This is a genomic window from Oceanimonas sp. AH20CE76 (assembly GCF_039654065.1).
GTDB lineage: Bacteria > Pseudomonadota > Gammaproteobacteria > Enterobacterales > Aeromonadaceae > Oceanimonas > Oceanimonas smirnovii.
In genome coordinates, this window is record NZ_CP155481.1 from 510,508 (window position 1) to 536,524 (window position 26,017).

Consider the following 26,017-nt stretch of genomic DNA (forward strand, 5'->3'; position numbering starts at 1 on the left):
TAAAGGGCGGCTCACTGGCCGCCCTTTGTGTTTTTAGTGAGTCAGCAGCAGATAGCTCAGGATCAGCAGGGCGATAAAGACAGTTTCCAGCACCACCAGCAAAACCGGTTTCCAGCCCACCGAGAGAATGTCTTTCAGCTGAGTGCGCACGCCCAGCGCGGCAATGGCAGTGAGCAGCAGCCAGGACGAACTGTCCGCCAGCTGACCGGCCAGCTGTTGCGGCAGCCAGCCCAGGCTGTTAATGATAAACAGCACCACAAAGCCGATTAAAAACCCCGGAATGGCTACCTTTCCGCTCTCATTGCCGTTGCCCTGTTTGCTGGCGGCCCGGCGAATAATAATGCCAATGGTCATCACAATGGGCACCAGCATGGCCACCCGCAGCAGCTTGACGAAGGTGCTCAAATCGCCCACTTCTTCCGACATGCTGTAGCCGGCCCCCACCACCTGAGCCACATCATGAATGGTGGCCCCGAGAAAAAGCCCGGCTTCCTGCCCGGTCAGCCCCAGCGCCTGGCTGATCATGGGATAGAAAATCATCGCCAGGGTACTGAGGGTGGTGACGATAATCACGGTAAACAGCGTATCGCGTTTAGCCTGCTCGCTGTTGGGCAGCACGCTGCTGATGGCCATGGCCGCCGAGGCACCGCAAATGGCCACTGAGCCGCCGGTCAGGGTGCCAAAGGCACTGCTGAAGCCGAGCCAGCGGGCCATCACCACGCCAAAAGCAATGGTCAGCACCACCGCCGAGCACACCATCAGCATGGGTTGCCAGCCCAGGGTCAGCACATCGCCAAAGGTAATGCGCAGGCCCAGCAGAGCCACCCCCAGACGCAGCAGGGTTTTGGCGGAAAATTGCAGCCCGGGCGCACACTGGGATTCTTCACTGAGAAAGTTAAAGGCCAGCCCCAGCAGCAGCGCCATCAGCATGGCGGGCGCACCATAGTGCTGAGACAGAAAGCTGGCGGCAATGCCTATGGTGGCGGCCACACACAAACCGGGAAAATAACGTTTTCGAGTGTCGTCAAGACGACGCAGCAGCGCGGCCATCAGGCCTCCTGGTTAAAAATGCATAAGGTTATTCCCTAATGTTATCAATGCCAGCCAGCCCAAGGCCAACCCTGGTTTGATTTTTGTTTCCTGTGTGGTGGTCCAAGTTAATCCGTGCAACTGGCGCTACCGGCTTAAGCCCCTTTACCCCTAATGTTATGAACATGTAAATAACTCGGTGCGCCGGGTCTTGATTCATCGCCACTTGCTGGCTAAGGGAGAATTGATATGTCTGCTGAAAATAACCAGAAAACCACCGAGCTGCTGGAGCAGCTGTTTGCTGCCTTTAACCGTCACGATATTGACGGCGTGATGGCCTGCATGACCGATGATGTGGTGTTTGAAGGGGCGGCCGGGCCTGAGGCTCACGGCAACCGTTTTGTGGGTGCCGATGCGGTAGCTGCTGCCTTTATCAATGTATGGACCACCATGCCAGATGTGCAGTGGAACAACACCAGCCACTTTGCCACCGGCGATCGGGGTGTGTCCCAGTGGACTTTCTGTGCCACCACTCCGGATGGCCGCCGCATTGAGGCCGATGGCGTGGATCTGTTTACCCTGAAAGGCGGCAAGCTGGCGCTGAAGCAGGCCTTCCGTAAGGATCGTCCGCTGCTGGATCCGCGCTAAGCCTCGGCAGCCTCACTCTGTTAACGGGAATCACGAATATGGATATGGTCAACAACACTCGGGCGGACTTCCGCCAGTCGGCCAAGGCCGATACCGTGCTGGATCGTTACGATCCCAGCTATGATCCCCTGGTAGCGGCCACGCCCGGGAAGGGTCAGCAGTATGCCCCCACTTACTGGGTCGCCACTGCCGGAACGCCGCCGGAGGATGATGGCCCCGTAACCGGTGACATGGATGTCGACGTCGTGATCATCGGCAGCGGCTTTACCGGCCTGTCTGCGGCGCTGCATCTGGCCAAGGAGCATGGCATCAGGGCCACCGTGCTGGAAGCCAACCAGGTCAGCTGGGGCTGCACCAGCCGTAACGGCGGCCAGGCCCAGAACGCCTCGGGCCGGCTGACCCGCTCTCAGTGGATCAAACGCTGGGGGCTGACTACTGCCCGCAAAATGCATGATGAAGTGCAGGAAGGCTTTGATACCTTCAAGGGCCTGATCCGGGAAGGCAACATTGACTGTGATCCTCAGGATGGCGGCCACCTTTATATTGCCCACCGTGATAAAGCCATGCGCAAGCTGGAAGCGGAAGCCAAAGTGCTGCGTGAACAGTTTGGCTATGAAACCGAGCTGCTCGACAAGCCCACCCTGAGCCGTGATTATGTCAATGAAGCCGAGGCGGTAGGAGCCATGCACGAGCCGGAAGGCATTGGCGTGCATCCGCTCAAGCTGGCTCAGGGCTACCACCGTATGGCCCGCAATCTGGGTGCCACCATACATCCGTCCAGTCCGGTGCTGGGCTGGGAAACCATTAATGGCGTACATCATATCAAGACCCCGGGCGGCACCGTCCGTGCCCGTGCCGTTGGGGTGGCCACCGGTGGCTATACCTCTCAGGGACTGCATGCCAGCCTGAACAGCAAGATTATGCCGATACTGTCGAACTCACTGGTGACCCGGCCGCTCACCGAGCAGGAAATTGCTGCCTGCAACTTCAAGACCAATGAAGTGATCACCGACACCCGGACCCTGCGGCACTATTACCGCAAGCTGCCTGACAACCGGGTGCAGATTGGCAGCCGCAGCTCCATTACCGGAGCCGATGCCGGCAACCATAAGCATCTGGAATTACTGATTAACGGCCTGCACCGTAAATTTCCAGCGCTTACCGGCATTCAGATCGATTACTCCTGGTGGGGCTGGGTGGATGTCAGCCACGATATGATGCCGCGCATCTATCAGCCCGACGACAAGGAGCAGATTTTCTACGCCCTGGGCTACGGTGGTAACGGCGTCATGTTCTCGGCTCATGCCGGCCGGCGCATGGCCCAGCGCATTGCCGGCATTCGCGAAGGCTTTGAACTGCCCATTTACAACTCACCGCTGCCGGGGCACCTGTTCGCCCCCTTCCGCCGGCTGGGTCAGCGCATGCTGTACCACTGGTACCATTTGCGTGACGAAGTGCTGTAAATGAACAAATAATTGTTAACAACCCTTTTACTTTACCGCCCTCTGAGTTACAACGGCTTACATCAGAGGGCGGCTTTTTTGTACCGCCAGCAGAATTCAACTCGCTGACAGGTAAGCCTTTTCATGCTTCATTTATTTCATCTCTCCACTGAAAAAAATACCAGTCTGCAGCAACAGCTGCGTGAACAAATTGCTGCCGCCATTCTTAATGGCAATATTCCGGCGGACAGCCCGCTGCCGTCCAGCCGCAAGCTGGCCAAGCAGCTCACCATTGCCCGCAATACGGTAGTGCTGGCCTATGAGCACTTGCTGGACGACGGCTATCTGCTGGCGCGGGAGCGCAGCGGCTATTTTGTGAATCCGGAGATTTTGTCCCGGCGGCCTGAGCTGCCGGCAGAAACCGCACCAGCCAGCGAAGGCACCACACCGGACTGGGGCCGCAAGCTCAAGATCCATCCCAGTGCCCAGCACAACATCAGCAAGCCCAAAGACTGGCAGAAGTACCCTTATTCCTTTATTTACGGCCAGTTTGATCCCACCCTGTTTCCCAGCAACAACTGGCGTGAATGCTGCCGTGATGCAGTCAGCATTCCGGCCATTCGTGACTGGGCTTCTGACAGTTTCGACAACGACGATCCGCTGCTGATCGAACAGATCCGCACTCGCCTGCTGCCCCGTCGTGGGGTCTGGGCCTCGGCAGATCAGATCCTGGTCACGGTAGGGGCGCAGCAGGCGCTCTATTTACTGGCGCGTTTACTGCTGGATAAAGACAGTACCATCGGCATTGAAGATCCCGGCTATGTGGATATTCGCAATATTGCCACCATGAACCCGGCCAAAGTGCGGCCGCTGCCGGTGGATGAGCAGGGGCTGATCATCGATGACCAGCTGGCCGGCTGCGATCTGGTGTATACCACCCCCAGCCATCAGTGCCCGACCACGGTCACCATGCCGCTGGAGCGCCGTTTTGAACTGCTGAAGCAGGCCAGCGAGCGTGATTTTCTGATTATTGAAGATGACTATGAAAGTGAAACCAACTTCAAGACCAACCCCACGCCGGCGCTGAAGAGCCTGGATGACAATGACCGGGTGCTTTATGTAGGCAGTCTCTCCAAAACCCTGGCACCCGGGCTACGGCTGGGTTATCTGGTGGGGCCGGCGGAGCTGATCCGTGAGGCTCGGGCCCTGCGCCGGCTGATGTTGCGCCACCCGGCGGCCAACAACCAGCGTTCGGTGGCGCTGTTTCTGGAGCGGGGCTATCACGATGCGCTGATCATGAATCTGGCCAAGGCCTATGAAGCGCGCTGGCAGGAGATGGGCAAGGCGCTGGATGAGTTCCTGCCCTGCTCCAGCCGCCAGCCCGGTTTTGGCGGCTCCTGCTACTGGGTAAAAGGCCCGGACGGGCTCGACAGCCGTATTTTGCGTAAAGAAGCCGCCGACAGAGGCATTCTGATCGAGCCCGGCGATATTCATTTTCAGGGTGAGCGAGTGCCGCTCAACTATTTTCGGCTGGGTTATTCCTCCATTGCCGCGGATCGCATTCGCCCCGGCATCGAGTCTCTGGTGGCGTTGATCCGCGATATGACTTGATTAAAAAAGCCCCGCATGTGCGGGGCCAAAAAGTGCAAGGGTAGTAAAACAATATCATCAGCCCATCAGCAGCAAATAAGCGAGCACCAGCAGGGCGATAAAGGCGGTTTCCAGCACCACCAGCAGCACCGGCTTCCAGCCTACCGACAGAATGTCTTTCAGCTGGGTGCGCACGCCCAGAGCGGCAATGGCGGTGAGCAGCAGCCAGGACGAGCTGCCGGCCAGAGGCTGAGCGATGTTCTGAGGGATCCAGCTCAGGCTGTTGAGCACAAACAGCACCACAAAGCCGATCAAAAAGCCGGGAATGGCCACACTGCCACCTTGGCTTTGTTCGCCTTTTTTGCTGGCGGCACGGCGGATCAGAATGCCGATGGTCATCACGATGGGCACCAGCATGGCCACCCGCAGCAGTTTTACAAAGGTGCTGAGATCACCCACTTCGGCGGACATGCTGTAGCCGGCCCCCACCACCTGGGCCACATCGTGAATGGTGGCACCGATAAACAGGCCGGCTTCCTGATCCGACAGCCCCAGGCTCTCGCTTATCATGGGGTAGAAGATCATCGCCAGGGTGCTGAGGGTGGTCACGCTGATCACGGTGAACAGGGTATCGCGCTTGGCCTGCTCACTCTGGGGCAACACACTGCTGATGGCCATGGCCGCCGACGCGCCGCAAATGGCCACAGATCCGCCGGTAAGGGTGCCAAATTCCTTTGAAAAGCCGAGCCAGCGGGCCATGACTACGCCAAAGCCAATGGTCAGCACCACCGCGGAGCACACCATCAGCATGGGCTGCCAGCCCAGGGTTAGCACATCGCCAAAGGTGATGCGCAAGCCCAGCATGGCAACCCCCAGGCGCAGCACGGTTTTGGCCGACAGCTCAAGGCCCGGCGCGCATTGCGGTTCGTGGCTGAGAAAGTTAAACGCCAGCCCCAGCAGCAGTGCCATCAGCATGGCGGGGGCACCATAATGCTGAGACAAAAAGCTGGCGGCAATGCCAATGGTGGCAGCAACGCAAATGCCGGGAAAATAGCGCTTGCGGGTGCCGTCCAGGCGGTACAGCAGGCCCATTACCGGAGAGTGGGTGTCGGCAGCCATGGAATTTCCTCCGTGAAACAAATCCAGTCAATGTTGCTGTTATGTTATTGACGATGCTGTGATGCAGGCCAATGCCATTTTCAGCCATTGCGGTTACTTTTTTGCATAGGTGTTATTTCACAAACCAAGGACAGCGTAATGGAAACCAAATGGCTGCATGATTTTATTGCCCTCAGTGAGCAGGGCAGCTTTTCCCGGGCGGCGGAAAGCCGGTTTGTCACTCAGCCTGCGTTCAGCCGCCGTATTCGTTCACTGGAAAACTGGCTGGGAGTGGCATTGGTATGCCGTAACCGTTATCCGCTGGAGCTGACGCCGGCCGGGGACAGCTTTCTCGAGCAGGCCCGCCAGCTGCTGGCCCAGATTTATGGCATACGCAGTCAGCTGCGGCTTAGTCAGCAACAAACCCCCGGCGTCAGTCTGATCACCCAGCCGGCGCTGGCGGTGACCTTTTTTCCGGCCTGGCTGCACCGGCTGCGCCCGGCGCTGGGCGAGGGGCTGGTGCGGCTTAACACCGGCCACTACCACGAGGCCATGGAGCAGTTTGTGGCGGGAGCGGTGGATTTTTTACTGTGCTTTGCCGAGCCGCAGCAGGCCGAAGCCCTGCAACGCCTGAACGTAGAGCGGCTGCAGCTGGGCCAGGACCGGCTGGTGCTGGTATCGGCCACCGACCCACAGCATAACCCCCGCTTTCAGCTCAATCATGAACAGCCGTTGCCACTGCTGTTGTACCCGAAAGATGCCTATCTGGGGGGCCTGGTACAGCAGCATTGCCTGCCGGCACTGGCAGAGCAGCCCTGGCAGCCGGTGTGTGAAAATGCCCTCGGAGAAGGGCTGAAAGCCCAGCTGCTGCAAGGCGAAGGCGTGGCTTTTCTGCCGGAAAGTCTGGTGCGCGACGAACTTGCCAGCGGTCGGGTGGTGGTGCTGGAGCAAAGCCCGTCACTGCAGCTTGATATTGAGCTGTGCCGGGCCGGCGAGCCCCGCTCAGAGCTTGCCGAGCGGTTCTGGCAGCAAAGTGCCGTGCTGGCGAATAAATAAACCGGCTGGCATCATTTTTTTAACCCTGGCGTAACATGGGGAGTGAAACTGGCCCTATGTTACCTTGCCCCCCCTTCCTAAGCTGTTTCCCAAGCGAGCCACTCAGGTGCTTTTACTCTGCAGGGCCTGCTCGTCATAACCAACGCAATTGCCCGGACAGAAAACGGAAGATTGAACTCAACCCAACCGAGGCGGCTGGCATCAAGCCACCACCAACGGGAAACAGCAAAAGGAAGACAGTTATGCCACGTATGACTCCCAGTGAAGCTCTGGTCGAAACCCTGGCGGCCAACGGTGTGACCGATGTGTTCGGTATCATGGGCTCTGCCTTTATGGATGCCATGGATATTTTTGCCCCCGCCGGCATTCGTCTGATCCCTACGGTGCACGAGCAGGGGGCCGGTCACATGGCCGACGGTTATGCCCGGGTCAGCGGCCGCCACGGTGTCTGTATTGCCCAGAACGGCCCCGGTATTACCAACTTTGTCACTGCCATTGCCGCCGCCTACTGGGCCCACAGCCCGGTGGTGTGCATTACTCCGGAAACCGGCTCCATGACCCAAGGGCTAGGCGGTTTTCAGGAAGCGCAGCAGCTGCCCTTCTTTGAAACCATCACCAAATATCAGGGCCATGTGTCCAATCCGGCCCGCATGGCGGAATTTACCGCCCGCTGTTTTGACCGTGCCATGCTGGAAAATGGTCCGACTCAGCTCAATATTCCCAGGGACTTCTTCTACGGTGACATCAATGTGGAAATCCCCGAGCCTATTCGCATTGAGCGTGGTGCCGGCGGCGAGCAGAGCCTGCAACAAGCCGCAGCCCTGCTGGCCGAGGCCCAGTTCCCGGTGATTATTTCCGGTGGCGGTGTGGTCATGGCCGACGCGGTAGAAGAGTGCAAGGCGCTGGCCGAATATCTGGGTGCGCCTGTGGTAAACAGCTATCTGCATAACGATTCCTTCCCTGCCAGCCACCCGCTGTGGTGTGGTCCACTGGGCTATCAGGGCTCCAAGGCCGGCATGAAACTGCTTTCCCGCGCCGACGTGGTGCTTGCGCTGGGCACCCGTCTGGGGCCGTTCGGCACCCTGCCGCAGCACGGTCTGGACTACTGGCCGAAGGAAGCCAAGATCATTCAGGTAGACTGCGACGCCAAAATGCTGGGCCTGGTGAAGAAGATCTCCGTGGGCGTGTGTGGCGATGCCAAGGCCGCTGCCGTGACCATTCTCGATCGGCTGCAGAACCTCAATGTTTCCTGTCTGGAAAACAAGGGGGCCCGTGCTACCGAAATCGCCAACGAAAAAGAAGCCTGGGAAGCCGAGCTGGATCAGTGGATCCACGAGAAAGACGACTATTCCCTCGATATGATTGCCGAGCAGTCGGAAGAAGAGGGCAGCTATCTGCATCCGCGTCAGGTGTTGCGTGAGCTGGAAAAGGCCATGCCCGAAGATGTGATGGTATCGACCGATATCGGCAACATTAACTCGGTCGCCAACAGCTATCTGCGCTTTGAAAAGCCGCGCTCTTTCTTTGCGGCCATGAGCTTTGGTAACTGTGGTTACGCTCTGCCCACCATTATTGGTGCTAAAACTGCCGCACCTCATCGTCCGGCGGTGTCTTATGCCGGCGACGGTGCCTGGGGCATGTCCATGATGGAAGTGATGACCTGCGTGCGTGAGCATATTCCGGTGACCTCCATCGTGTTCCATAACCGTCAGTGGGGTGCCGAGAAGAAGAACCAGGTCGACTTCTATAACCGCCGCTTTGTGGCCGGTGATCTGGAAAACCCGAGCTTTGCCGATATTGCCCGCTCCATGGGTGCCGAAGGTGTCACCGTCGACAAGCTGGAAGACGTGGGCCCGGCGCTGCAGAAAGCCATTACCCGTCAGATGGAAGAAGGCAAGACCACCGTTATCGAGATTATGTGTACCCGGGAGTTGGGCGACCCCTTCCGCCGGGATGCGCTGTCCAAGCCGGTGCGTCATCTGGATAAGTACAAGGACTATTGCTGATAGCCAACGCTAAAGCTGCCCCTTGGGGCAGCTTTTTTGTTTGTCAGGCTGTTTACTGGCCATCATCAAAGGGAACTCAGTGATGCTCAATACTAACCCCAAACAATGCCCGGCCCATTTGCTGGAGCAGGCCCGGCAATATGCGGCCGTACGCACTGTGGTGATCAACCCGGTTAACCGGGTGTCACTGGCCAGCGCCCGGCTGGCGCAGGATGAGGGGCTGATCATGCCCATTCTGGTAGGAGATGAAGCACGCATGCGTGCAGAAGCCACCGCCATGGGTTGGGATCTGGCCGGTGTGCGCCTGGTGCATGCCACCGATGAAACGGCTGCCGCTCAAGCTGGCGTGGCCCTGGTCAGCCAGGGCGAGGCCGACGCCATTATGAAGGGCCATGTGCATACCGACATCTTGCTGCGTGCTGTGCTTAATCGTGCCGCCGGCCTGCGTACCGACAGCCGCCTGAGCCATGTGTTTTACATGACGGTGCCGGGCAGCTGCCGGGCCCTGTGCATTACCGATGCGGTCATTAATGTGCAGCCCAATGTGCTCGACAAGCTGCATATTGCCCGCAATGCCATTGAGCTGTTACATGCGCTGGGCTGCGAGGAGCCCAGAGTGGCGCTGTTGTCGGGCACCGAAGAAGTGAGCAAAAGCATGCCCTCAAGCCAGGATGCCGCCGAGCTGGTCAAGCTGGCCGCCATGGGGGCCCTGCCCGGTGCCGTGGTAGAAGGACCGCTGGCGTTTGATAATGCCGTCTCTCGGGAAGCGGCCGAGATCAAGGGCATTTCCGGCCAGGTACCCGGCAATGCCGATGTGTTGCTGGTGCCCAATCTGGAGTCGGGCAACTTTCTGTTCAAGCAGATGGTGTATTTTATGGGGGCGACCGCTGCCGGTCTGGTGCTGGGAGCCCGTGTGCCTGTTATTCTCACCTCTCGTGCCGATCCGCCCGAAGCCAGGCTGGCATCCTGTGCCCTGGCCAGCATAGTGCATCATAACCGTCATGGTGTGGCACCGGTCCGTGCCACCGCCTGAACAAGGAGAAAACTGATGAGTCTGAGTCGTTACGGTTTTATTGTAAAAGCGCCGGATCTGGAAATGTTCAAACACCACGGCCGCATCAAGAGTGAAGGTTTTGATCTGGCAGTGTCTGGTGTCAGTAATCTGGAAGAAGCCATCATGGCTGCTCAGGAAATGCTGACTCGGCGCATCGAGTTGATTGAACTGTGCGGTGGCTTTACCGCCGAGGAAGAAGCGCAGATCCGTGAGGCGATCAACGATCATGTGCCTCTTGGGCGGGCGGTGATCCGCCCTCAGGATCAGGATCGGATCCAGTGGCCCTGATCCGCTGTGATACCAAGTAGATCAGAAAAAAGCCGGGCAACAGCCCGGCTTTTTATTGGAGACTGAAGCGCGTTCAGGATCCTTTCTTTTCCGGGCGGGGTACTATCAGGGTGGGAATACGCGACTCCCGCAGCACGTTCTTGGCCACGCTGCCCAGCAAAGTATGAAACCAGCCTTTTTCGTGAGCCCCCATAATAATCAAATCGCACTCCAGCTCTTTTGAGCGCTTCAGAATGGTTTGCTCCGGGTAACCTTCTACCACCTCACAACCAATCACCTTGCTGCGCAGGGCCTGCTCTTCCGGTGCTATCTGCTCCCAGAAATAATCCTGGCGTTGCTGCAGCTGAGCTTTGGCATGGTTCAGGCGCTGATGCAGAAACTCTTCCCGGCTGCTCTGGTTAAGAATATAAGACTGCAGCGTCAGTTTTTCATCGCCGGACAGCTGCTCTACCACCTTGAGGATATGAATGTCGGCACCGGTCTCCCGGGCCAGATACACAGCATACTGAAAAGCATAAGAGGCGTTCTTGGACAGGTCAGTGCAATACAGAATTCGGTTCACTTGCGGCAGCATGGGCATTTCCTCATTGGCTGAAACGGAAAACGATCAGCATAGCGGCTGATCGATGACATCATGATGATAGTGCCGGCCTGAATAATTCCCTTGATAATGATCAGGCCGGCACTTGGTTGCTGGATACTAGTAGCCAAGCAGCCTTGGCAGGAACAGGGTAATTTCCGGAACAAAAGCAATAATAAACACGGCGGTGACCGAAGTCAGGGCAAAGGGCAGGGCCCGCACCGAAATTTCCTCAATGGACGTGCCTGATACGCCCGAGGCAATAAACAGGTTTTCACCCAGGGGCGGCGTCTGAAAGCCTATCGACAAACAGCACACCACCACAATACCAAAGTGCACCGGATCAATGCCTAAGCTGTAGGCCACCGGCAGTAGCACCGGCGTCAGGATTAAAATGGCGGCCAGGGTCTCCATAAACATGCCCACAAACAGCAGGAAGAAAATAATCAGCGCCCAGATAAGATAAATATTACTGGTCAGCTCCAGCATGGAGGACGCCACTATGGCCGGAATCTGGTTCTCTACCAGCAGCCGGCCAAAGACGGTGGCGGTAAACAGGATCAGCAGCACGCGGCCGGTGAGCCAGGTGGTGGTTTCCAGCGAGCGCAGCACGTCCTTTATCTTCAGCTCCCGGTGCACAAAAAAGCCGATAAACAGGGTGTAGAAGATGGCCACAATGGCCGACTCGGTGGGCGTGAACAGGCCACTGTAAATGCCACCCAGAATAACAATGGGCGCCAGTACCGACCAGGTACCCTTGCGCAGCATGGTCAGAATATTGGCACCGGACCAGCCATCGGTGGTGCCCTTGTAACCCTGCTTCTTGCACAGGAAGTAGTTCATGATCAGCAGACCGCAAGACAGCACCAGGCCGGGGAAAAAGCCGGCGATAAACAGCTTGGGAATGGACACCGACTGAAACTGGCCATGTTCAGCTACCGCTTCCGGCGGTGCCATCAGGCCAATGGCGGAAATGCCAAAGATCACCATGGGAATGGAAGGCGGAATCACCACGCCAAGGCCACCGGAAGACGCCGTAATGGCAGAGGCATAGCCCTTGCCATAGCCTCTGTCGATCATGGCCGGAATCATCAGCATGCCCACGGCGGCAGTGGTGGCCGGGCCGGAGCCGGAAATGGCACCAAAGAACATACAGGCCATAACGGTAGCGGCCGACATGCCGCCGGTAAAGGGGCCGGCAAAGCTCTCCGCCAGATCCACCAGCCGTTTGGAGATGCCGGCCGCCTCCATCAGGGCGCCGGCCAGAATAAAGGCGGGCAGCGCCATTAATGGAAAGGAGCCCACGGAGGTAAAGGCAATTTGCACAAACTTGATGGGGTTTTCACCCAGATACAGAAAGGATGCCAGCGCCGACACCCCCAGCGACACACTGATGGGGGCACCCAGCAGCAGCAGTACCAGAAAGCTGCCAAACAAGATTAATACGACGGATGATTCAACCATGATGCGCTCCCGCTTTGGCTCGTCCTTGGGTGGGGGACCGGGATTCTTCGTCAGCTACCGGTTTGCTGCTTGCCTGCTGCTCTGCCGAGTCCATCAGCTTTTCTACTTCCAGCGACTCGGGATCGCGGATATCAATGCCCTTGACCAGCTTGTAGTAGTTCACCTGCAGAATGCGAAAGGTCATTAACGCAAAGGCAATGGGCAGAATGACGTAAACATATTTCATCGGAAATCCAAGGGTCTGGGACTTCCAGAACAGGTTCATTTTATTAAAGACAAAGTCATAGCTGAGCCAGACAAAGTAGCTGTTAAAGCCCACCCAGATAAGATCGGCCAGGGCCTCGCTGTAGACAGCGACCCTGGGCGGAAACAGTTTGAACTGAAAGGTCACCCGGTTGTGCGCGGCCAGCTTGGTAGCATAGCTGGCACCAAAATACACAAACCACACAAACATGTAGGTAGACAGCTCTTCGCTCCAGGAAATGGAGTGGTTAAACAGCTGCCGGGAAATAATCTGAATAAACAGAATCACCACAAAGGTGGCAAGGAGCGTGCTGCAGATAACACGCTCTATATTGTCGATAACACGGTAGATAATGATGCCAATAGACATGGCCGGCTCCTCCCTGATGCACACAGCCCCCGATAATATCGGGGGCAGGCAGTGATAGCGGGGTGATTAAAGGGTGTCTCGGCCCAGCGATTGCAGGATTTGATTCAGCTTGTCTTTGCCTCCCACCAGGTCGTAATACTTGGGCCAGACCTGGCTGACTGCCTTATCCATCCACTCTTTTTCGCCGTTGGCGGGCTCACTGATCTCCATGCCACTTTTTACCAGCTCGCCTTTAATGCGGTCTTCCTGAACCACCAGCCATTGGGCGCTGTGCTCGGTGGCGGCTTTGCCGGCAGCCAGAATGGCCTGCTGCACGTCTTCTGGCTGTTCCTGGAACACGGCTTCCGACATGATCAACGGCTCAATGGAGAACAGATAGCGAATGTTGGTGATGTATTTCTGCACTTCATCAAACTTCATGGCAGATACGGTAATGTAGGGGTTGTCCTGTCCGTCTACCACGCCCATCTGCAGGCCGGTAAAGGTTTCGGACCAGGCCATGGGCGTGGGGTTGATGCCCCAGGCACGGTAGGTGTCGATCATGATTTCGTTATTGGGCACCCGAATCTTGAGGCCGTCGAGATCTTCCAGGCTGGACACCGGACGGTTGGAGTTGGTCAGCACACGAAAGCCCGAGTAAGCCCAGCCCACAATGCGCACACCGGCATCACGAATGGTGTTGTCTACCAGCTGCTGGCCCACTTCACCTTGCGTCAGGGTGACTGCATCGTCCAGGCTGTGCACCATGTAGGGCAGGGTTAGCACGCCCACAGAAGGTGAAAAGGGGGTCACGTTGTTGATGGCCAGAATGGAAAAGTCGAGCAGACCCATGGAGGCATCGTTGACCGTGGCTTGTTCATCGCCCAGCTGGCCGTTCAGAAATAGCTGAGTGTCATGCTTGCCACCGGTGCGCTCTTTCAGCTGTTCGGAAAAAGCTTTGCCGAGTTCATGCTGGGTGCCGCCGGCACCATCACCCACTGCAACCCGAAAGGTTTTTGCCAGAACCTGAGGGCTGGCCATGGCAGCACCAAGGCACAGGGCAAGAGACAGGGATTTCACAAAACGCTGCTTGAATATCATGGTATTTGCTCCAGTTGTGTGGCCCGGTGAGACCGGGCGTTTACCTTCCGTGATAGCCGGAGTTGTTGCACTCCGCAGACTGGTTCAATGTGTGCCGCTTATCCCTGAAAGGGCTGAGCGGCCGGTTAAGGTATTCGGCTTTCCTTAAAGCCTGACAACATCTTTGATTGAGGCTGTTAAATTGGTTAGGGCCACTTGTGTTTTGATGCTGGGTCCAGAAATAAAGGTTATATAAATCAATGGCTTACTAACTATCTTTGTAAAAAAGTTGTTAATTATAATGCAATGAACAGCAGGCTGTCTGTATTTATGTTCAGCCCCGTATGCTTCTTGCAAGCAGGGCCAGAATTTCATCAAAGGTACGGTTGTCCGGATCCTGCTCCAGATCCAGCAGCTGGCTGTGACGGTAATAACGGCTCAGATCCAGCCCCACACCCAGCGCGCACAGCCGAATGCGCGGATCGGCATCAATACGACCGGCCACCGCCATCAGGTGACTGTCGAGAATATCCTGCTCGTTGCTCTGGCGGGTGGCGGTATCCATGGGGCAGCCATCGGAGATCACCAACAGAATGCGCTCGTTCACCTGCTCGGCGAGCAGCCGCTGCTCTGCCCACAGCAAGGCTTCGCCGTCCAGCCCTTCACGAAACATATCGCCCTTGAGCAGGGCGGCCAGGCTGGCTCTGGCCCGACGCCAGGAAGTATCGGCATTTTTGTAAATCAAATGGCAACGTTCGTTAAGACGACCCGGATTGGCTGGCCGGCCCCGGCGCTGCCAGTCTTTGAGAGGCTTGCCGCCGTTCCAGTGACCGGTAGTAAAGCCCAGCACTTCAGTGCGGGCACCGGTGCGTTCCAGCCCCCGCACCAGTAAATCGGTCAGCATGGCGATATGCTCCATGTGGTTACGCATGGAGCCGGAGTTATCCACCAGAATGGTCACAGCGGCATTGGCCCGCCATTCATTCCTGGGTTGCTTGAAGACACGGTGATCAGCCTGGCTGGTGACCAGGGTCGACAGCCGGCGGCCATCAAGCAGGCCTTCTTCCTCGCCAAAGCGCCAGCCGTCATTCTCGGGCCGGGCCAGCAGCCGGCGCAGTTTTTTGGTCAGGCCATTAACATTAAGACCCTGCTCGCGAATGCGCTCATCCAGCTGATGGCGCAGCCGGATAAGCAGCTCGGGCCGTACCTTCTTGTCTGCCCGCCATTCCTTGTCGTACTGGCTGGTAAAAATGCGATAACCGGCCTCAGCGTCACTGTTCCTGGGTGATCCCGTGCCGGCAACACTGACTCCTTCCTCGCCGTCGCCATCAACATCCAGCAGCAGGCCAAAGCGCTGGCTGATTTCCTCCAGTGCCTCTTTACTTTGCTCATCGTCGGCCAGTTGTTGCTGCAGATCGTCAATCAGGCCGTTCACGGTCAGCGCAATGGCCCGGGCCTGCTCGCCAAAGGCGGCCTGATCATCGCGATGGCGGCGCATGCGACCAAAGGGCTGGCCGATTTCCCGCAGCAAAAACATGCGGGTCGATTCGATCAGCATCTCGGTGCCTTCATCAATGGGGCCACCGCCCAGCTGGACCCAGCTCATCATCGACAGGGTAAACAGCAGCAGCCCCAAGTGACTTTCGGTCTGGCCCGAGGCCAGAAAGCGGTTGCTCCAGACGCTGAAACGGTAATGCAGGTTGCGCCGGCTGCCGGGGTGATGGGCGGGTACCAGAGACTCGACCCTGAGCTGCTCCAGCAGCTCAAACACCAGCCGGGCCACCGGAGACTCAGGCAGCAGGCTTCGGTGCAATTCGGGATCATGATGGCGCAGGCGCAGAGCAATGGCATCAGCCACGCCCCGGCATGAGCCCCAGTCATCCTGTTGTGCATCCAGTTGCAGGTGCGGAGCGCGTAACGGACAGGCCTTGCCCTGCCATTCCAGCCGGTGCCCGCGGTAGCGGACTGCCGTTTGCGCCGACTGAGCCCGTATCAGTGCTGCGCACAGCTCTTCCAGCCGTTGCTGGCGGCGGGCAGCTGCCGCCGGATCCTGAGTGTGAGTAGAATCAGCCATGGTTCAGACTGCCGTCAGTTGCAGGGCTTGTGGCTCGGCCAGCTCCTGATCGAAGCAGCGCTGATAATATTCAGCCACCAGCGGCCGTTCGGCGTCATCGCATTTATTCAGAAACGACAGCCGGAATGCCAGCGCCGGATCGTGAAAGATCTCGGTGTTTTCGGCCCAGGCGATCAGGGTGCGCGGTGACATCAGGGTAGACAGATCGCCGGCGGCAAAACCGGCCCGGGTCAGCTCCGCCACCGCCACCATTTGGCTGATCAGCTCATGGCCGCGGGCATCGTTATAGCGGGGCACCTTGCCCTGAATAATGCTGATTTCATCTTCCCGGGGCAGATAGTCCAGTTTGGCTACAATATTCCAGCGGTCCATCTGGGCCTGGTTAATCTGCTGAGTGCCGTGATACAGACCGGTCACATTACCCAGACCCACCGTGTTGGCGGTGGCGAACAGCCGAAAATGGGGGTTGGGGCTGATCACCTGATTCTGATCGAGCAGAGTGAATTTGCCGTCCTGCTCCAGAATGCGCTGGATCACGAACATCACATCCGGGCGGCCGGCATCGAATTCATCAAAAATCAGCGCCACCGGCCGGCGCAGTGCCCAGGGCACTATGCCTTCCTGAAAACGGGTGATCTGCTTGCCTTCTTCCAGCACGATTGTGTCTTTGCCCACCAGATCCAGGCGGCTGATATGGCCGTCCAGGTTGACTCGTACACAGGGCCAGTTAAGGCGGGCGGCCACCTGCTCAATGTGGGTCGACTTGCCGGTGCCGTGCAGGCCCTGCAGCAGTACCCGGCGGTTACGGGTAAAGCCGGCCAGAATGGCCAGAGTCACATCCGGATTAAAACAATAAGTAGGATCAATCTCGGGCACATGTTCGTCTCTGTGCTTAAATACCGGCACCTGCATATCTATATCGAGATTGAACAGCTCGCGCACCGGACGCAGCTGGCTGGGATGGTCGTGAAGAAGATCGGTCATGGCTCTGGCCCCGGCTGAAGATAACAAAGTGTTAACACACTCTAACCTTCATCATCAGCCTGAACAGGGCCAGTTGCGGTCTTGCCATGCAGCCAGTGCGCGTGCTGCACCGGGCGCAAGGTGAGGGTGAGAGATCAGTCGCCCGCTTTGGGCTGCCCCGGTGGATGAATATGGCACTCCTTGAAGATACGGGCGGTACAGGTGCGACACACCTCGGCATTGAGCTGATCATAAATGCGGTGAATGGCCTGGCCCTTGTTAATAAACACATGGTCCCGGCGAATTTCATCGAGCCGGTTATTGCGCAGCAGAAACCGAATGACGCCTTCGCGCAGGTTGCACAGATACAGATCGCCCCCCATGGCGCGGCGGCGTTCGGCTTCCTGCACCAGCATGTCGACCCCCACCATATCGATAAAGTTAATGCCGTTACCCACAATCAGCAGGCGAGGCTCACGAATGGCCTGCAGATCTTCCTGCACATGGTTCACCGCGCCAAAGAACAGCGAGCCTTCAATGCGAATAATGCGCAGCTGGGGGCAATAGGGCAGACGCCGGCGTTCCGCGTTAACAAACAGCGGATGCTTGCTGTCGGGGTCCGGCAGAATGGACACCACCCGCGGCGTGGACGTGCGCTTTAAGTAAAACACCAGCGACAGTATTACCCCGGTATAAATGGCGAATTCCAGCTCAACCAGCAGGGTGGCGGCAAAAGTGGCGGCCAGCACCGCTGTCTCGGAGCGCGAGCCCAGTACAATCAGCCGAATATGACGAAAGTCGATCAGGTTCCAGGCCACCACCAGCAGCAAGCCGGCCATGGCCGGCAGCGGCAGCCAGGTGGTAATGCCGGGAAACAACAGCACAATCAGCAGTAAAAAAACCGAGGCAAAAATGGCCGCCATGGGCGTGCGGGCACCGGAGGTGTAGTTGATGCCGGAGCGGCTGAAAGAGCCCGACGAGGCATAACAGGAAAAAAAGGCACCCACTATGTTGGATAAGCCCTGACCCACAAATTCCTGATTATCGTCCAGCCGCTGATGCGAGCGGCTGGCAATGGCGCGGGAAATGGCGGCGGCTTCCACCAGCCCCAGCAAACTAATGGCCAGCGCCCCCGGTGCCAGCGCGCTGATGCTGGACAGGCTGAAGTCGGGCAGGCTCAGGGGTGGCAGCCCGGAAGGAATGGCTCCCACCAGGGCAATGTGTTCATGCCCCGGATCTATCAATACCGCCAGGCCACTGGCCAGTGCCAGGGCCAGCAGCATATTGGGCCAGCGCGGCCGCCAGCGTTTTATCAGCACACAGGCCAGCACGGTAAACAGCGCCACCGACAGGGTGTAATAGTCTACTTCCTGCACGTGCTGCAGCAGCTGCCACCAGGTGCCGGTGACATTACCGCTGTTTTCTATGCTGATACCCAGCAGCGCCGGCAGTTGACTGGAGGCGATCACCACGGCAGCACCGGCGGTAAAGCCAATGACCACCGACTGGGACACAAAATTGACCAGCACCCCAAGGCGGGCCAGGGCCAGCACCAGCTGAAAGACCCCTTTCATCAGCGTCAGCGTTAACGCCAGCGCAATAAAGGTGGCGGTGCCCGGCTCCGCCAACGGACTGACCGAAGTAAATACCACTACCGACATGGCCGCAGTGGGGCCCGAGATCAAATGCCAGGACGAGCCGAACAGGGCGGCGATCACGGCGGGAATAATGGCAGCATACAGGCCGTATTCCGGCGGCAGACCGGCAATCAGGGCATAGGCGACGCCCTGAGGCAGCACCACTATCGCATTGGTCAGGCCCGACTGAGCATCGGCCCGCAGGCTGGCCCCATTGACCATGGGCCACCAGCCCAGAAAAGGCAGCAAACGCTGCACACGTGAAAAACTGCCGGCCTTTGGCTCGGGCATAAATATCCTCCCTGGTTCCATAGCGCACGAACAACTGGCCTTTGCAGGCCCGTTAACCTTTTATTAACGTCTGTCGCAGCACTTAGTATACCAGCCGATTTTATTACCGAGGGCGCGGTGAGCCCTGCACAAGGAGCCGTGTGATGACTTTTGTTTCCTTTGACCCCAGCTCTGGCCGTGTGCTGGCCCATCATGCCTGTTTAAGTGAGACTGAGCTGGAGCATCGCCTCAGCCGGGCATTCCAGACTACCCAGGCCTGGCAGCAGACGGTGCCTGCCGAGCGTTCAGCCTTATTGTTCAGGCTGGCATCCACACTATCGGAAAAACGTGAGTCACTGGCCCGCGAGCTGAGCCATGAAACCGGCACCCTGCTGGCCGATTGCTTGCGCGAGATAGAGCGCTGCGCCGAAGAATGCACTCACATTGCCGCTCATGGCCAGGCCATGTTGCCGGCGGCACGCAGCCAGATAAGCCAGCTGCCCATCGGGCTGATGCTGGCGCTCACCGCCGGGCCGGCACCGCTGTGGCAATGCTTTCGGCTGCTGGCACCGGCGTTAATGGCCGGCAATGGCCTGCTGCTCAAGCCTGCCGGGCACTTATCCCGGCTTGTTACTCTGCTGGAACAACTGTTGTCTGATGCGGATTTGCCGCAAGGGCTGGTAACGCCCCTGCGTATCTCCAAAGAGCAGGTTGCTGCCCTGGTGGCAGACTCACGCATTGCCGGTCTGGCTTACAGCGGTGAGCACAAAGGCGGTGCGGCCATGGCGGCGCTGGCCGGGGCTCAGCTTAAGCCGGTCAGGCTGGATCTGGCGCGGGCCAATGTACAGCTGATCCTGGATGATGCCGAGCTGGAGCCGGCGGTGGAGTCGGTGCTCAACAGCTGTTTCCGTTATCGTACCAGCTGGCGTCAGAGTGAGGGAGGGGTGTTGATTACGCCGGCACTGGCCGATGCGTTTCTTGAACAACTCGCCGCCAGGCTTGCTCAGCTGGAAACCGGGCAGCCCGGCAATCTTGCTGCCGATATCGGCCCTCTTGCCAAAAGCGGACAGCGGGAATGGCTGGAGCGTCAGCTGCGCGAGGCCGAGCGGCAAGGTGGCCGCATTCGTTGTGGCGGCGTGATGCCCGATGAGCCGGGTTGGTATTATCCGGCTACCTTGATCGAGGGCGACAAACCAGCCCAGACGCTGTTCCCGGCCTGGCCGGCAGGGCCATTCTGTGGTGTGTTGCGGGTGGCGGATGAGGCCGCCATGACAGCGCTCTGCCATGATCTGAATACCGATGGCGTGGCCTCGATCTGGACCAGGGATCGTGCCCGGGGAGAGCAGCTGGCGCGCACGCTGCCCTTTGATGTGTGCCGGGTTAATCCGGATCCATATCATGGCCGGCACTGGCCGCCTTATTCTGAGCCGGAGCAACGACCGGCGCTCAAGGAATTTTGTCGCACCAAAACCGTGCTGGTCTCGGCCTGAGCTCACTGGTTCTAATGCGGTTATAAAACTGGCCCTGTTTGTTGCAGCCGGGCCGGGCTACCATGCCCGGCCTGTTGCCAGCTCCGCTCGTATTTGTGTCGGTGCTGCTCAAGGAAGAAAGGTTTAAGCAACAGTGTATTCTGCCTGACCGGCAGAGTGATGTTGAGTCATCTACTTTTGAGCGAGCAGCAATGAGCCATTCCTATCCTACTCTGGCCCAGATGGGCATCACGTCTTTTGACAATATCAGCCGCTATCAGCTGCGCCGTGAAGGGCGTGCCGATGTGCTCAAAATTTATTATCACAGGCCCAAAGGCTCATTGTTGTCGCGCAGCAAGAAGTTTACCTTTGCCCGTCCGAAATCATTGGGGCCGATGGAGTTTCAGAAAACCGAGCAATGGCACCAGCTGGAAGACACCAGCCCGGTGTTGCGCCAGGCCCTGTGTGAACTGCATCAGTTGCTTGGGGTTGATAACCCCGTTGAAGATTCGGCTGATAACACCAAAGTGCAGTTATTGGCAGATCTGGAGCATATGGAGCGGGTCATGCAAAGCAAGCTGGATGAACTGCGCCGTCAGATAGAAGCACTGAAATAACAGGCAACAATGGACCCCCGCCTTAGCGGGGGGTGACAAATGAGCAATGCTCAGGCCTGAGCCTGCTGCTGGCGCAGCATGGACTCGGCCATTTTTTTGCCAAACAATTCCATGACCGCGGCTTCATCGTCGCCGGCTTCCTGCAATGCGGCCACCATGGCAGCCAGAGTGGGCTGGGTCTTTTCCACCAGCTGCTGCACATATTGCTCTGCACTGACATGAGTCAGGGCTTCATATTGCTCAAACAGAGCAGCAAGTTCTGGGTTCAATTCCAGAGTAAGAGGTTGTGCGGCCATGGCGGCTCCTTGTTCTGTTGCAGTATTGTTAGCCCCACTCTATGAAGAGCGTCAGGCCGGTATTAGCACCAGCTGCACCTTCTCTGTAGGGCCAGCTGGTCTCAACACTTTTAATAACTGGCTCTATTGATGCTGTAAGAAAGTGCATAGCCTTCAGGTTAAGTTTTTGTGATCAAGTTGTGTGGAGAAAGTTGTCATGACACAGAATTATTCCACTCTGGAGGCCATGGGCATTGAAGATCTGGAGCAAATCAGCCGTTTTCGTCTGTGCGACGGTGACGCCCATAAAGAGCTCAAAATCTGGTTTGAGCGTGCCCCCGATTCCTGCCTGCCCGACAGCCTCAAGTTTCGTTTTCCCAAGGTGATCAACCGGGAAGTAGTCCACACCCTGGACAATGCCATTGAAGAGCTGGAGCAGCTGCTGGGCAAGGAAAGTTCACGAGAGCGGCTGCTGCTGGAGCTGGGCCGCTTTGAGCAGGTGATGAACGATAAAATGAATGAATTGCGCCGGCGTATGAGCCGGCTGGTATGACGGAACAAAGCCAATAAAAAAGCCACCGCGAGCGGTGGCTTTTTACTTTCCATCACCAGGGCTTACATAAAAATAAATTTGGCGATGAAAATCACGCTCAGAACATAAACCCCCACGGACACCTTGGCGGCCTGACCGGTGGCCAATTTCAGCACTGCATAGGCCACAAAGCCCATGGCAATGCCGTTGGCAATGGAGAAGGTCAGCGGCATCATCAGGGCGGTCAGTGCCGCCGGAGCCAGCTCGGTGTAGTCGTTCCAGTCAATGTTGGCCAGGCTGCTCATCATCACAAAGGCCACATAAATCAGCGCACCGGCGGTAGCATAGGCGGGCACCATGCCGGCCAGCGGGGCGAGGAAGATAGACAGCAAAAACAGCGCCGCTATGGTCACGGCGGTCAGGCCGGTACGACCACCTGCAGCCACACCCGCTGAGCTTTCCACATAGCTGGTAACCGGCGGACAACCCACAAAGGTACCGATAACCGACGAAGCACTGTCGGCCTTGAGTGACTTTTTCAGGCCTTCAATGGTGCCGTCAGGACGGCGCAGTTGTGCCCGCTCGGCCACGCCCATCAGGGTACCGGCGGTATCAAACATGTTCACAAACAAAAAGGCCAGAATCACGGTGATCATGCCGATATCCAGCGCCCCCATAATGTCCAGTTTGAACAGGGTAGGGGCCAGACTCGGCGGGGCGGCAAAAATACCGTTATATTCCACCAGTCCCATGCCCAGACCAATCAGGGTCGTACCCAGCACGCCGATCAATACGGCACCAAATACCCGCAGATGGGCCAGGGTGGCAATAATCAGAAAGCAGGCGGCGGCCAGCCAGGTATTGGGATTGGTAAAATCACCCAGAGTGACCAGGGTGGCTTCGCTGGGCACCACTATGCCTGCCGTTTTCAGGCCGATCAGGCCAAGGAATAAGCCCACACCGGCGGTCATGGCATAGCGCAGAGACTCAGGAATGGCGTCCAGAATCCACTCACGAATTTTCCAGAAACTCATGGCGGTAAAAATAATGCCGGACCAGAACACGGCACCCAGTGCCACTTCCCAGCTGTAACCCATTTCACCGACCACGGTAAAAGCAAAAAAGGCGTTCAGCCCCATGCCCGGGGCCAGGCCTACCGGCCAGTTGGCATAAAGTCCCATAAACAGGGTGGCCACGGCGGCACCGATGCAGGTGGCCACAAACACCGCACCCGCATCCATGCCCGATGCAGACATGATGTTGGGGTTGACGAAAATGATGTAGGCCATGGTAATAAAGGTGGTCAGACCAGCCACCAGCTCGGTTTTCACTGTGGTGCCGTGCGCGCTGAGTTTAAACAGTCTGTCCAGAAGTCCCGAAGATGCCGGGAGTGCTTGAGAGGTTGGCTCGTGCTTGGCGTGTTCCATACCGGAAGTCCTCATGGGTAATTTGCAGACTACCCATGCCATCGGTCATTCCTTGAGCCGGTGGCATGGGCAGGAGCCGTCTGCGACCCTTTAGCTTACTCAGCTACCGCGATAGGTAGAGTAGCTGTAGGGCGAGATCAGCAGGGGTACGTGATAATGCTCTTCGCCTTCGGCAATACCAAAGCGGATAACAACGTCATCCAGGAATGCCGGCTCAAGCAGTTCAATACCTTGTTTCTTGAAATAAGGAGAAGTGTGGAATACCAGCTGGTATTTGCCGGAAACGTAATCCGCACCTTCCAGGATGGGCGCATCGGTACGGCCGTCGTGGTTGGTGTATACGGTGTTGATCAGCGTGGTTTGCTCGCCGTCTACCTTATACAGTTCAACCTTGATATCGGAGCCGGGCAGGCCCTTGGCAGTATCGAGTACGTGTGTAGTCAGTCTTCCCATTTTCAAGTTACCTTGCGCATTACTGCGTCTTCAAAGTCCAAGGTACTACCAACGATAAACGCCGGTAGAAGTATTTTTACATCAAGATAACCAGCGCGTCTACATTGTTTTAACATCAAGAGATGTTTTTGTGAGCGCTGAGTCACATTTTTCAATGTGAAAATCTTGATCCGTTACCGATTGTCTTTGCTTTATCGCCGCAAAGCAAGAATTGCCGAGCGCTTCCGATACAAAAACTAAACCAGTTATTTACATAAGTTGATTTTATTGTATACAATGGGGAGATTGTGACGACCGTCAAACTCTCACTGCCCGGCCTTTCATGCCCGGCATGTAACCCGTTGTTTTTTAGGAGTTTTCCGATGAGCCAAAATAAAGACTATCCGCGCGACCTCGTCGGGTATGGCGCCAACCCGCCTCACCCCAAATGGCCCGGTGATGCCCGTATTGCTATTAACTTTGTACTGAACTACGAAGAGGGTGGTGAGCGCAACGTGTTGCACGGCGACGGTGAGTCTGAAGCCTTCCTGTCTGAAATGCCGGCAGCGGTAGCTTTTCCTGATACTCGTCACATGAGCATGGAATCCATTTATGAATATGGCAGCCGTGCCGGCGTCTGGCGTTTGCTGCGTCTGTTCAAGCGCTACGACATTCCGCTCACCATCTTTGCCGTGGCCACTGCCATTGAGCGTTATCCTGAAATCGCCAAGGCGTTTATGGACGAAGGTCACGAGATCTGCTCGCACGCTTATAAGTGGATCACTTATCAGTTTATGAGCGAAGAAGAAGAGCGCGAGCACTACCACAAAGCGATGGAAATTTTTGAGCGCGTTTGTGGCCAGCGCCCCCAGGGCTGGTACACCGGCCGCGACAGCCCCAACACCCGCAAAATCGTAATGGAAGACGAAGGCATTCTGTATGATTCCGACTCCTACGGTGACGATCTGCCGTACTGGGTAGACAACAACGGCAAAGGCCACCTGGTGATTCCGTATGTGATGGACACCAACGACATGCGCTTTGGCCAGGGTTGCTACAACAACGGTGAAGAATTCTATCAGTATCTGAAAGATGCCTTTGACGTTCTCTATGAAGAAGGTGCCGAAGCGCCCAAGATGCTGTCTATTGGCATGCACTGCCGTCTGCTGGGCCGTCCGGGCCGTATGGCCGGCCTGCAGCGTTTCATCCAGTACGCCCGCAGCCACGACAAGGTGTGGTTTACCCGCCGCATCGACATTGCCAAGCACTGGCATGAGCACCACCCCTACAAAGGAAACAAGAAATGAGCCTGTTCAAGACCTGCAAGCCCGCTTCCATGGGCCGCGACGAATTCGTAAAAACTTTCGCCGACATCTACGAGCACTCTCCCTGGGTGGCAGAGCAAACTTATGATCAGGGCCTGACCGAGGCCGACAACGAGATTGAGCAACTGCATGCCCGCATGAGCAGCGTAATGAGCAACGCCAACAAACAGGCCCAGCTCGACCTGATTAATGCTCACCCGGATCTGGCCGGCAAGGCTGCCCAGCGCGGCGAGCTGACCGAAGCCTCCACCAACGAGCAGGCCGGTGCCGGCATCAGCGAGTGCACCGCCGAAGAGTTCGAGCGCTTCACCTTCCTCAACAATGCCTATAAGGAAAAATTCCAGTTTCCTTTCATCATGGCGGTGAAGGGCTCCAACCGTCATCAGATCCTGGCGGCGTTTGAAGAGCGCATTCACAACGATTACGACACCGAGTTTGATCGCGCTGTTAAAGAAATCAACAAAATCGCCATGTTCCGTCTGAGCGATATGTAATACCGACCGGCGAGGCGTTCTGCCTCGCCTTTCATCTTCTTCTCTGCAGGAGGCAGCAATGATCAAAACTCTCAAGATTGAGCCGCTGACCAAGGAAGCGTTTGCTCCCTTTGGCGACGTGATCGAATCCGAAGGTCGTGACTACTTCATGATCAACAACGGCTCCACTCAGCGTTATCACAAACTGGGTGAAGTGCAGCTGGATGAACAGGGTCAGGGCATCATCAGCATTTTCCGTGCCGAAATCCTGGAATATCCGCTGCAGATTAAAATGCTGGAGCGCCATCCTTTCGGCTCCCAGTCTTTCATTCCGCTGTTCGGTCGCGAGTTTTTGCTGGTCGTTGCCCCTGTTGGCGACGGCAGCATGAACATTGACCCGTCCACTGTGCGTGCTTTCCGTGCCACTGGCCGTCAGGGTGTGAACTATCATCGCGGTGTATGGCACCATCCGATCATGGCGCTGCACAACAACGACGAGTTTCTGGTGGTTGACCGCAGTGGTCCTGGCAACAACTGTGATGAATTCTTCTTTGACGAGTCGGTACAACTGACCGTTGAGCTGGACTGAGTCACAG

25 protein-coding genes are annotated in these 26,017 nt (G+C 57.2%); 13 read left to right on the forward strand and 12 right to left on the reverse strand.

Going from position 1 to position 26,017, the window contains the following annotated elements; all coding sequences use genetic code 11:
• Positions 1–33 precede the first annotated feature (33 nt).
• Positions 34–1,050, reverse strand: a complete 1,017-nt coding sequence (locus N2M06_RS02590) for a putative sulfate exporter family transporter (protein ID WP_346351488.1) — start codon at positions 1,048–1,050, stop codon at positions 34–36.
• A gap of 228 nt (positions 1,051–1,278) precedes the next feature.
• Here N2M06_RS02590 and N2M06_RS02595 point away from each other — a divergent pair, with 228 nt between their 5' ends.
• From N2M06_RS02595 to N2M06_RS02605, 3 genes are all read left to right on the forward strand, one after another.
• On the forward strand, positions 1,279–1,677 hold the full coding sequence (locus tag N2M06_RS02595; RefSeq protein ID WP_019935989.1) for a nuclear transport factor 2 family protein: 399 nt from the start codon (positions 1,279–1,281) through the stop codon (positions 1,675–1,677).
• A 38-nt stretch (positions 1,678–1,715) separates the two neighbouring features.
• Positions 1,716–3,140 (forward strand): FAD-dependent oxidoreductase, encoded by a 1,425-nt coding sequence (locus tag N2M06_RS02600; protein WP_346351489.1) that lies wholly within the window; start codon positions 1,716–1,718, stop codon positions 3,138–3,140.
• Positions 3,141–3,263: 123 nt separating this feature from the next.
• A complete protein-coding gene (locus N2M06_RS02605; RefSeq protein WP_346351490.1) occupies positions 3,264–4,730 on the forward strand; it encodes a PLP-dependent aminotransferase family protein in 1,467 nt (488 codons plus the stop codon).
• A gap of 57 nt (positions 4,731–4,787) precedes the next feature.
• On the opposite strand, the gene N2M06_RS02610 is transcribed toward N2M06_RS02605, so the two are convergent.
• Positions 4,788–5,828 carry a putative sulfate exporter family transporter gene (locus N2M06_RS02610; RefSeq protein WP_317074425.1) on the reverse strand — a complete coding sequence of 347 codons (1,041 nt, stop codon included), beginning with the start codon at positions 5,826–5,828 and terminating at the stop codon, positions 4,788–4,790.
• A 138-nt stretch (positions 5,829–5,966) separates the two neighbouring features.
• Between N2M06_RS02610 and N2M06_RS02615 the strand changes: the two genes are divergently transcribed.
• The 4 genes from N2M06_RS02615 (at position 5,967) to N2M06_RS02630 (ending at position 10,211) form a co-directional block, all read left to right on the forward strand.
• The gene (locus N2M06_RS02615) at positions 5,967–6,863 is read left to right on the forward strand and encodes a LysR family transcriptional regulator (protein ID WP_346351491.1); all 897 of its coding nucleotides are present in this window, start codon (positions 5,967–5,969) and stop codon (positions 6,861–6,863) included.
• A gap of 242 nt (positions 6,864–7,105) precedes the next feature.
• The gene (gene xsc, locus N2M06_RS02620) at positions 7,106–8,869 is read left to right on the forward strand and encodes a sulfoacetaldehyde acetyltransferase (RefSeq protein ID WP_346351492.1); all 1,764 of its coding nucleotides are present in this window, start codon (positions 7,106–7,108) and stop codon (positions 8,867–8,869) included.
• Between the two features lie 82 nt (positions 8,870–8,951).
• Complete coding sequence (locus N2M06_RS02625) at positions 8,952–9,902, forward strand: bifunctional enoyl-CoA hydratase/phosphate acetyltransferase (protein ID WP_317074422.1); 951 nt, start codon at positions 8,952–8,954, stop codon at positions 9,900–9,902.
• Between the two features lie 15 nt (positions 9,903–9,917).
• Positions 9,918–10,211, forward strand: coding sequence for a DUF6506 family protein (locus tag N2M06_RS02630; RefSeq protein ID WP_346351493.1), 294 nt, complete (start codon positions 9,918–9,920; stop codon positions 10,209–10,211).
• Between the two features lie 73 nt (positions 10,212–10,284).
• On the opposite strand, the gene N2M06_RS02635 is transcribed toward N2M06_RS02630, so the two are convergent.
• From N2M06_RS02635 to N2M06_RS02665, 7 genes are all read right to left on the reverse strand, one after another.
• Positions 10,285–10,785, reverse strand: a complete 501-nt coding sequence (locus N2M06_RS02635; RefSeq protein ID WP_317074420.1) for a universal stress protein — start codon at positions 10,783–10,785, stop codon at positions 10,285–10,287.
• A 126-nt stretch (positions 10,786–10,911) separates the two neighbouring features.
• Complete coding sequence (locus N2M06_RS02640) at positions 10,912–12,255, reverse strand: TRAP transporter large permease (protein WP_346351494.1); 1,344 nt, start codon at positions 12,253–12,255, stop codon at positions 10,912–10,914.
• Positions 12,248–12,868 (reverse strand): TRAP transporter small permease, encoded by a 621-nt coding sequence (locus N2M06_RS02645; RefSeq protein ID WP_346351495.1) that lies wholly within the window; start codon positions 12,866–12,868, stop codon positions 12,248–12,250. Before N2M06_RS02645 ends, N2M06_RS02640 begins: the two co-directional genes overlap by 8 nt.
• A 66-nt stretch (positions 12,869–12,934) precedes the next feature.
• Positions 12,935–13,948: a TRAP transporter substrate-binding protein gene (locus N2M06_RS02650; RefSeq protein ID WP_346351496.1), complete on the reverse strand. Its 1,014-nt coding sequence runs from the start codon at positions 13,946–13,948 to the stop codon at positions 12,935–12,937.
• A gap of 313 nt (positions 13,949–14,261) precedes the next feature.
• On the reverse strand, positions 14,262–16,001 hold the full coding sequence (locus N2M06_RS02655) for a cobalamin biosynthesis protein CobT (protein WP_346351497.1): 1,740 nt from the start codon (positions 15,999–16,001) through the stop codon (positions 14,262–14,264).
• A gap of 3 nt (positions 16,002–16,004) precedes the next feature.
• A complete protein-coding gene (locus N2M06_RS02660; RefSeq protein WP_317074416.1) occupies positions 16,005–16,985 on the reverse strand; it encodes an AAA family ATPase in 981 nt (326 codons plus the stop codon).
• A 134-nt stretch (positions 16,986–17,119) separates the two neighbouring features.
• Positions 17,120–18,892, reverse strand: a complete 1,773-nt coding sequence (locus N2M06_RS02665; RefSeq protein ID WP_317074415.1) for a SulP family inorganic anion transporter — start codon at positions 18,890–18,892, stop codon at positions 17,120–17,122.
• 143 nt (positions 18,893–19,035) lie between these two features.
• Between N2M06_RS02665 and N2M06_RS02670 the strand changes: the two genes are divergently transcribed.
• Positions 19,036–20,361: an aldehyde dehydrogenase family protein gene (locus N2M06_RS02670; protein WP_346351498.1), complete on the forward strand. Its 1,326-nt coding sequence runs from the start codon at positions 19,036–19,038 to the stop codon at positions 20,359–20,361.
• Positions 20,362–20,552: 191 nt separating this feature from the next.
• Entirely contained in the window at positions 20,553–20,957 is a 405-nt protein-coding gene (locus N2M06_RS02675) for a DUF3461 family protein (protein WP_317074413.1), read from the forward strand.
• A gap of 50 nt (positions 20,958–21,007) precedes the next feature.
• Here N2M06_RS02675 and N2M06_RS02680 read toward each other — a convergent pair whose 3' ends face one another.
• Positions 21,008–21,253: a hypothetical protein gene (locus tag N2M06_RS02680; RefSeq protein WP_019936006.1), complete on the reverse strand. Its 246-nt coding sequence runs from the start codon at positions 21,251–21,253 to the stop codon at positions 21,008–21,010.
• A gap of 196 nt (positions 21,254–21,449) precedes the next feature.
• Here N2M06_RS02680 and N2M06_RS02685 point away from each other — a divergent pair, with 196 nt between their 5' ends.
• Entirely contained in the window at positions 21,450–21,785 is a 336-nt protein-coding gene (locus tag N2M06_RS02685) for a DUF3461 family protein (protein ID WP_346351499.1), read from the forward strand.
• A 62-nt stretch (positions 21,786–21,847) separates the two neighbouring features.
• On the opposite strand, the gene N2M06_RS02690 is transcribed toward N2M06_RS02685, so the two are convergent.
• Positions 21,848–23,191 (reverse strand): NCS2 family permease, encoded by a 1,344-nt coding sequence (locus tag N2M06_RS02690; RefSeq protein WP_019936008.1) that lies wholly within the window; start codon positions 23,189–23,191, stop codon positions 21,848–21,850.
• A gap of 99 nt (positions 23,192–23,290) precedes the next feature.
• A complete protein-coding gene (gene uraH / locus N2M06_RS02695) occupies positions 23,291–23,644 on the reverse strand; it encodes a hydroxyisourate hydrolase (RefSeq protein WP_107851834.1) in 354 nt (117 codons plus the stop codon).
• A 362-nt stretch (positions 23,645–24,006) separates the two neighbouring features.
• Between uraH and puuE the strand changes: the two genes are divergently transcribed.
• The 3 genes from puuE to N2M06_RS02710 all read left to right on the forward strand — a co-directional run bounded on the left by puuE (position 24,007) and on the right by N2M06_RS02710 (position 26,010).
• Positions 24,007–24,930, forward strand: a complete 924-nt coding sequence (puuE, locus tag N2M06_RS02700) for an allantoinase PuuE (RefSeq protein WP_317074411.1) — start codon at positions 24,007–24,009, stop codon at positions 24,928–24,930.
• Positions 24,927–25,442 carry a 2-oxo-4-hydroxy-4-carboxy-5-ureidoimidazoline decarboxylase gene (gene uraD / locus N2M06_RS02705; protein WP_317074410.1) on the forward strand — a complete coding sequence of 172 codons (516 nt, stop codon included), beginning with the start codon at positions 24,927–24,929 and terminating at the stop codon, positions 25,440–25,442. The genes puuE and uraD overlap by 4 nt, the downstream gene beginning before the upstream one ends.
• 61 nt (positions 25,443–25,503) lie before the next feature.
• A complete protein-coding gene (locus N2M06_RS02710; protein WP_317074436.1) occupies positions 25,504–26,010 on the forward strand; it encodes an ureidoglycolate lyase in 507 nt (168 codons plus the stop codon).
• The last annotated feature ends 7 nt before the right edge of the window (positions 26,011–26,017 follow it).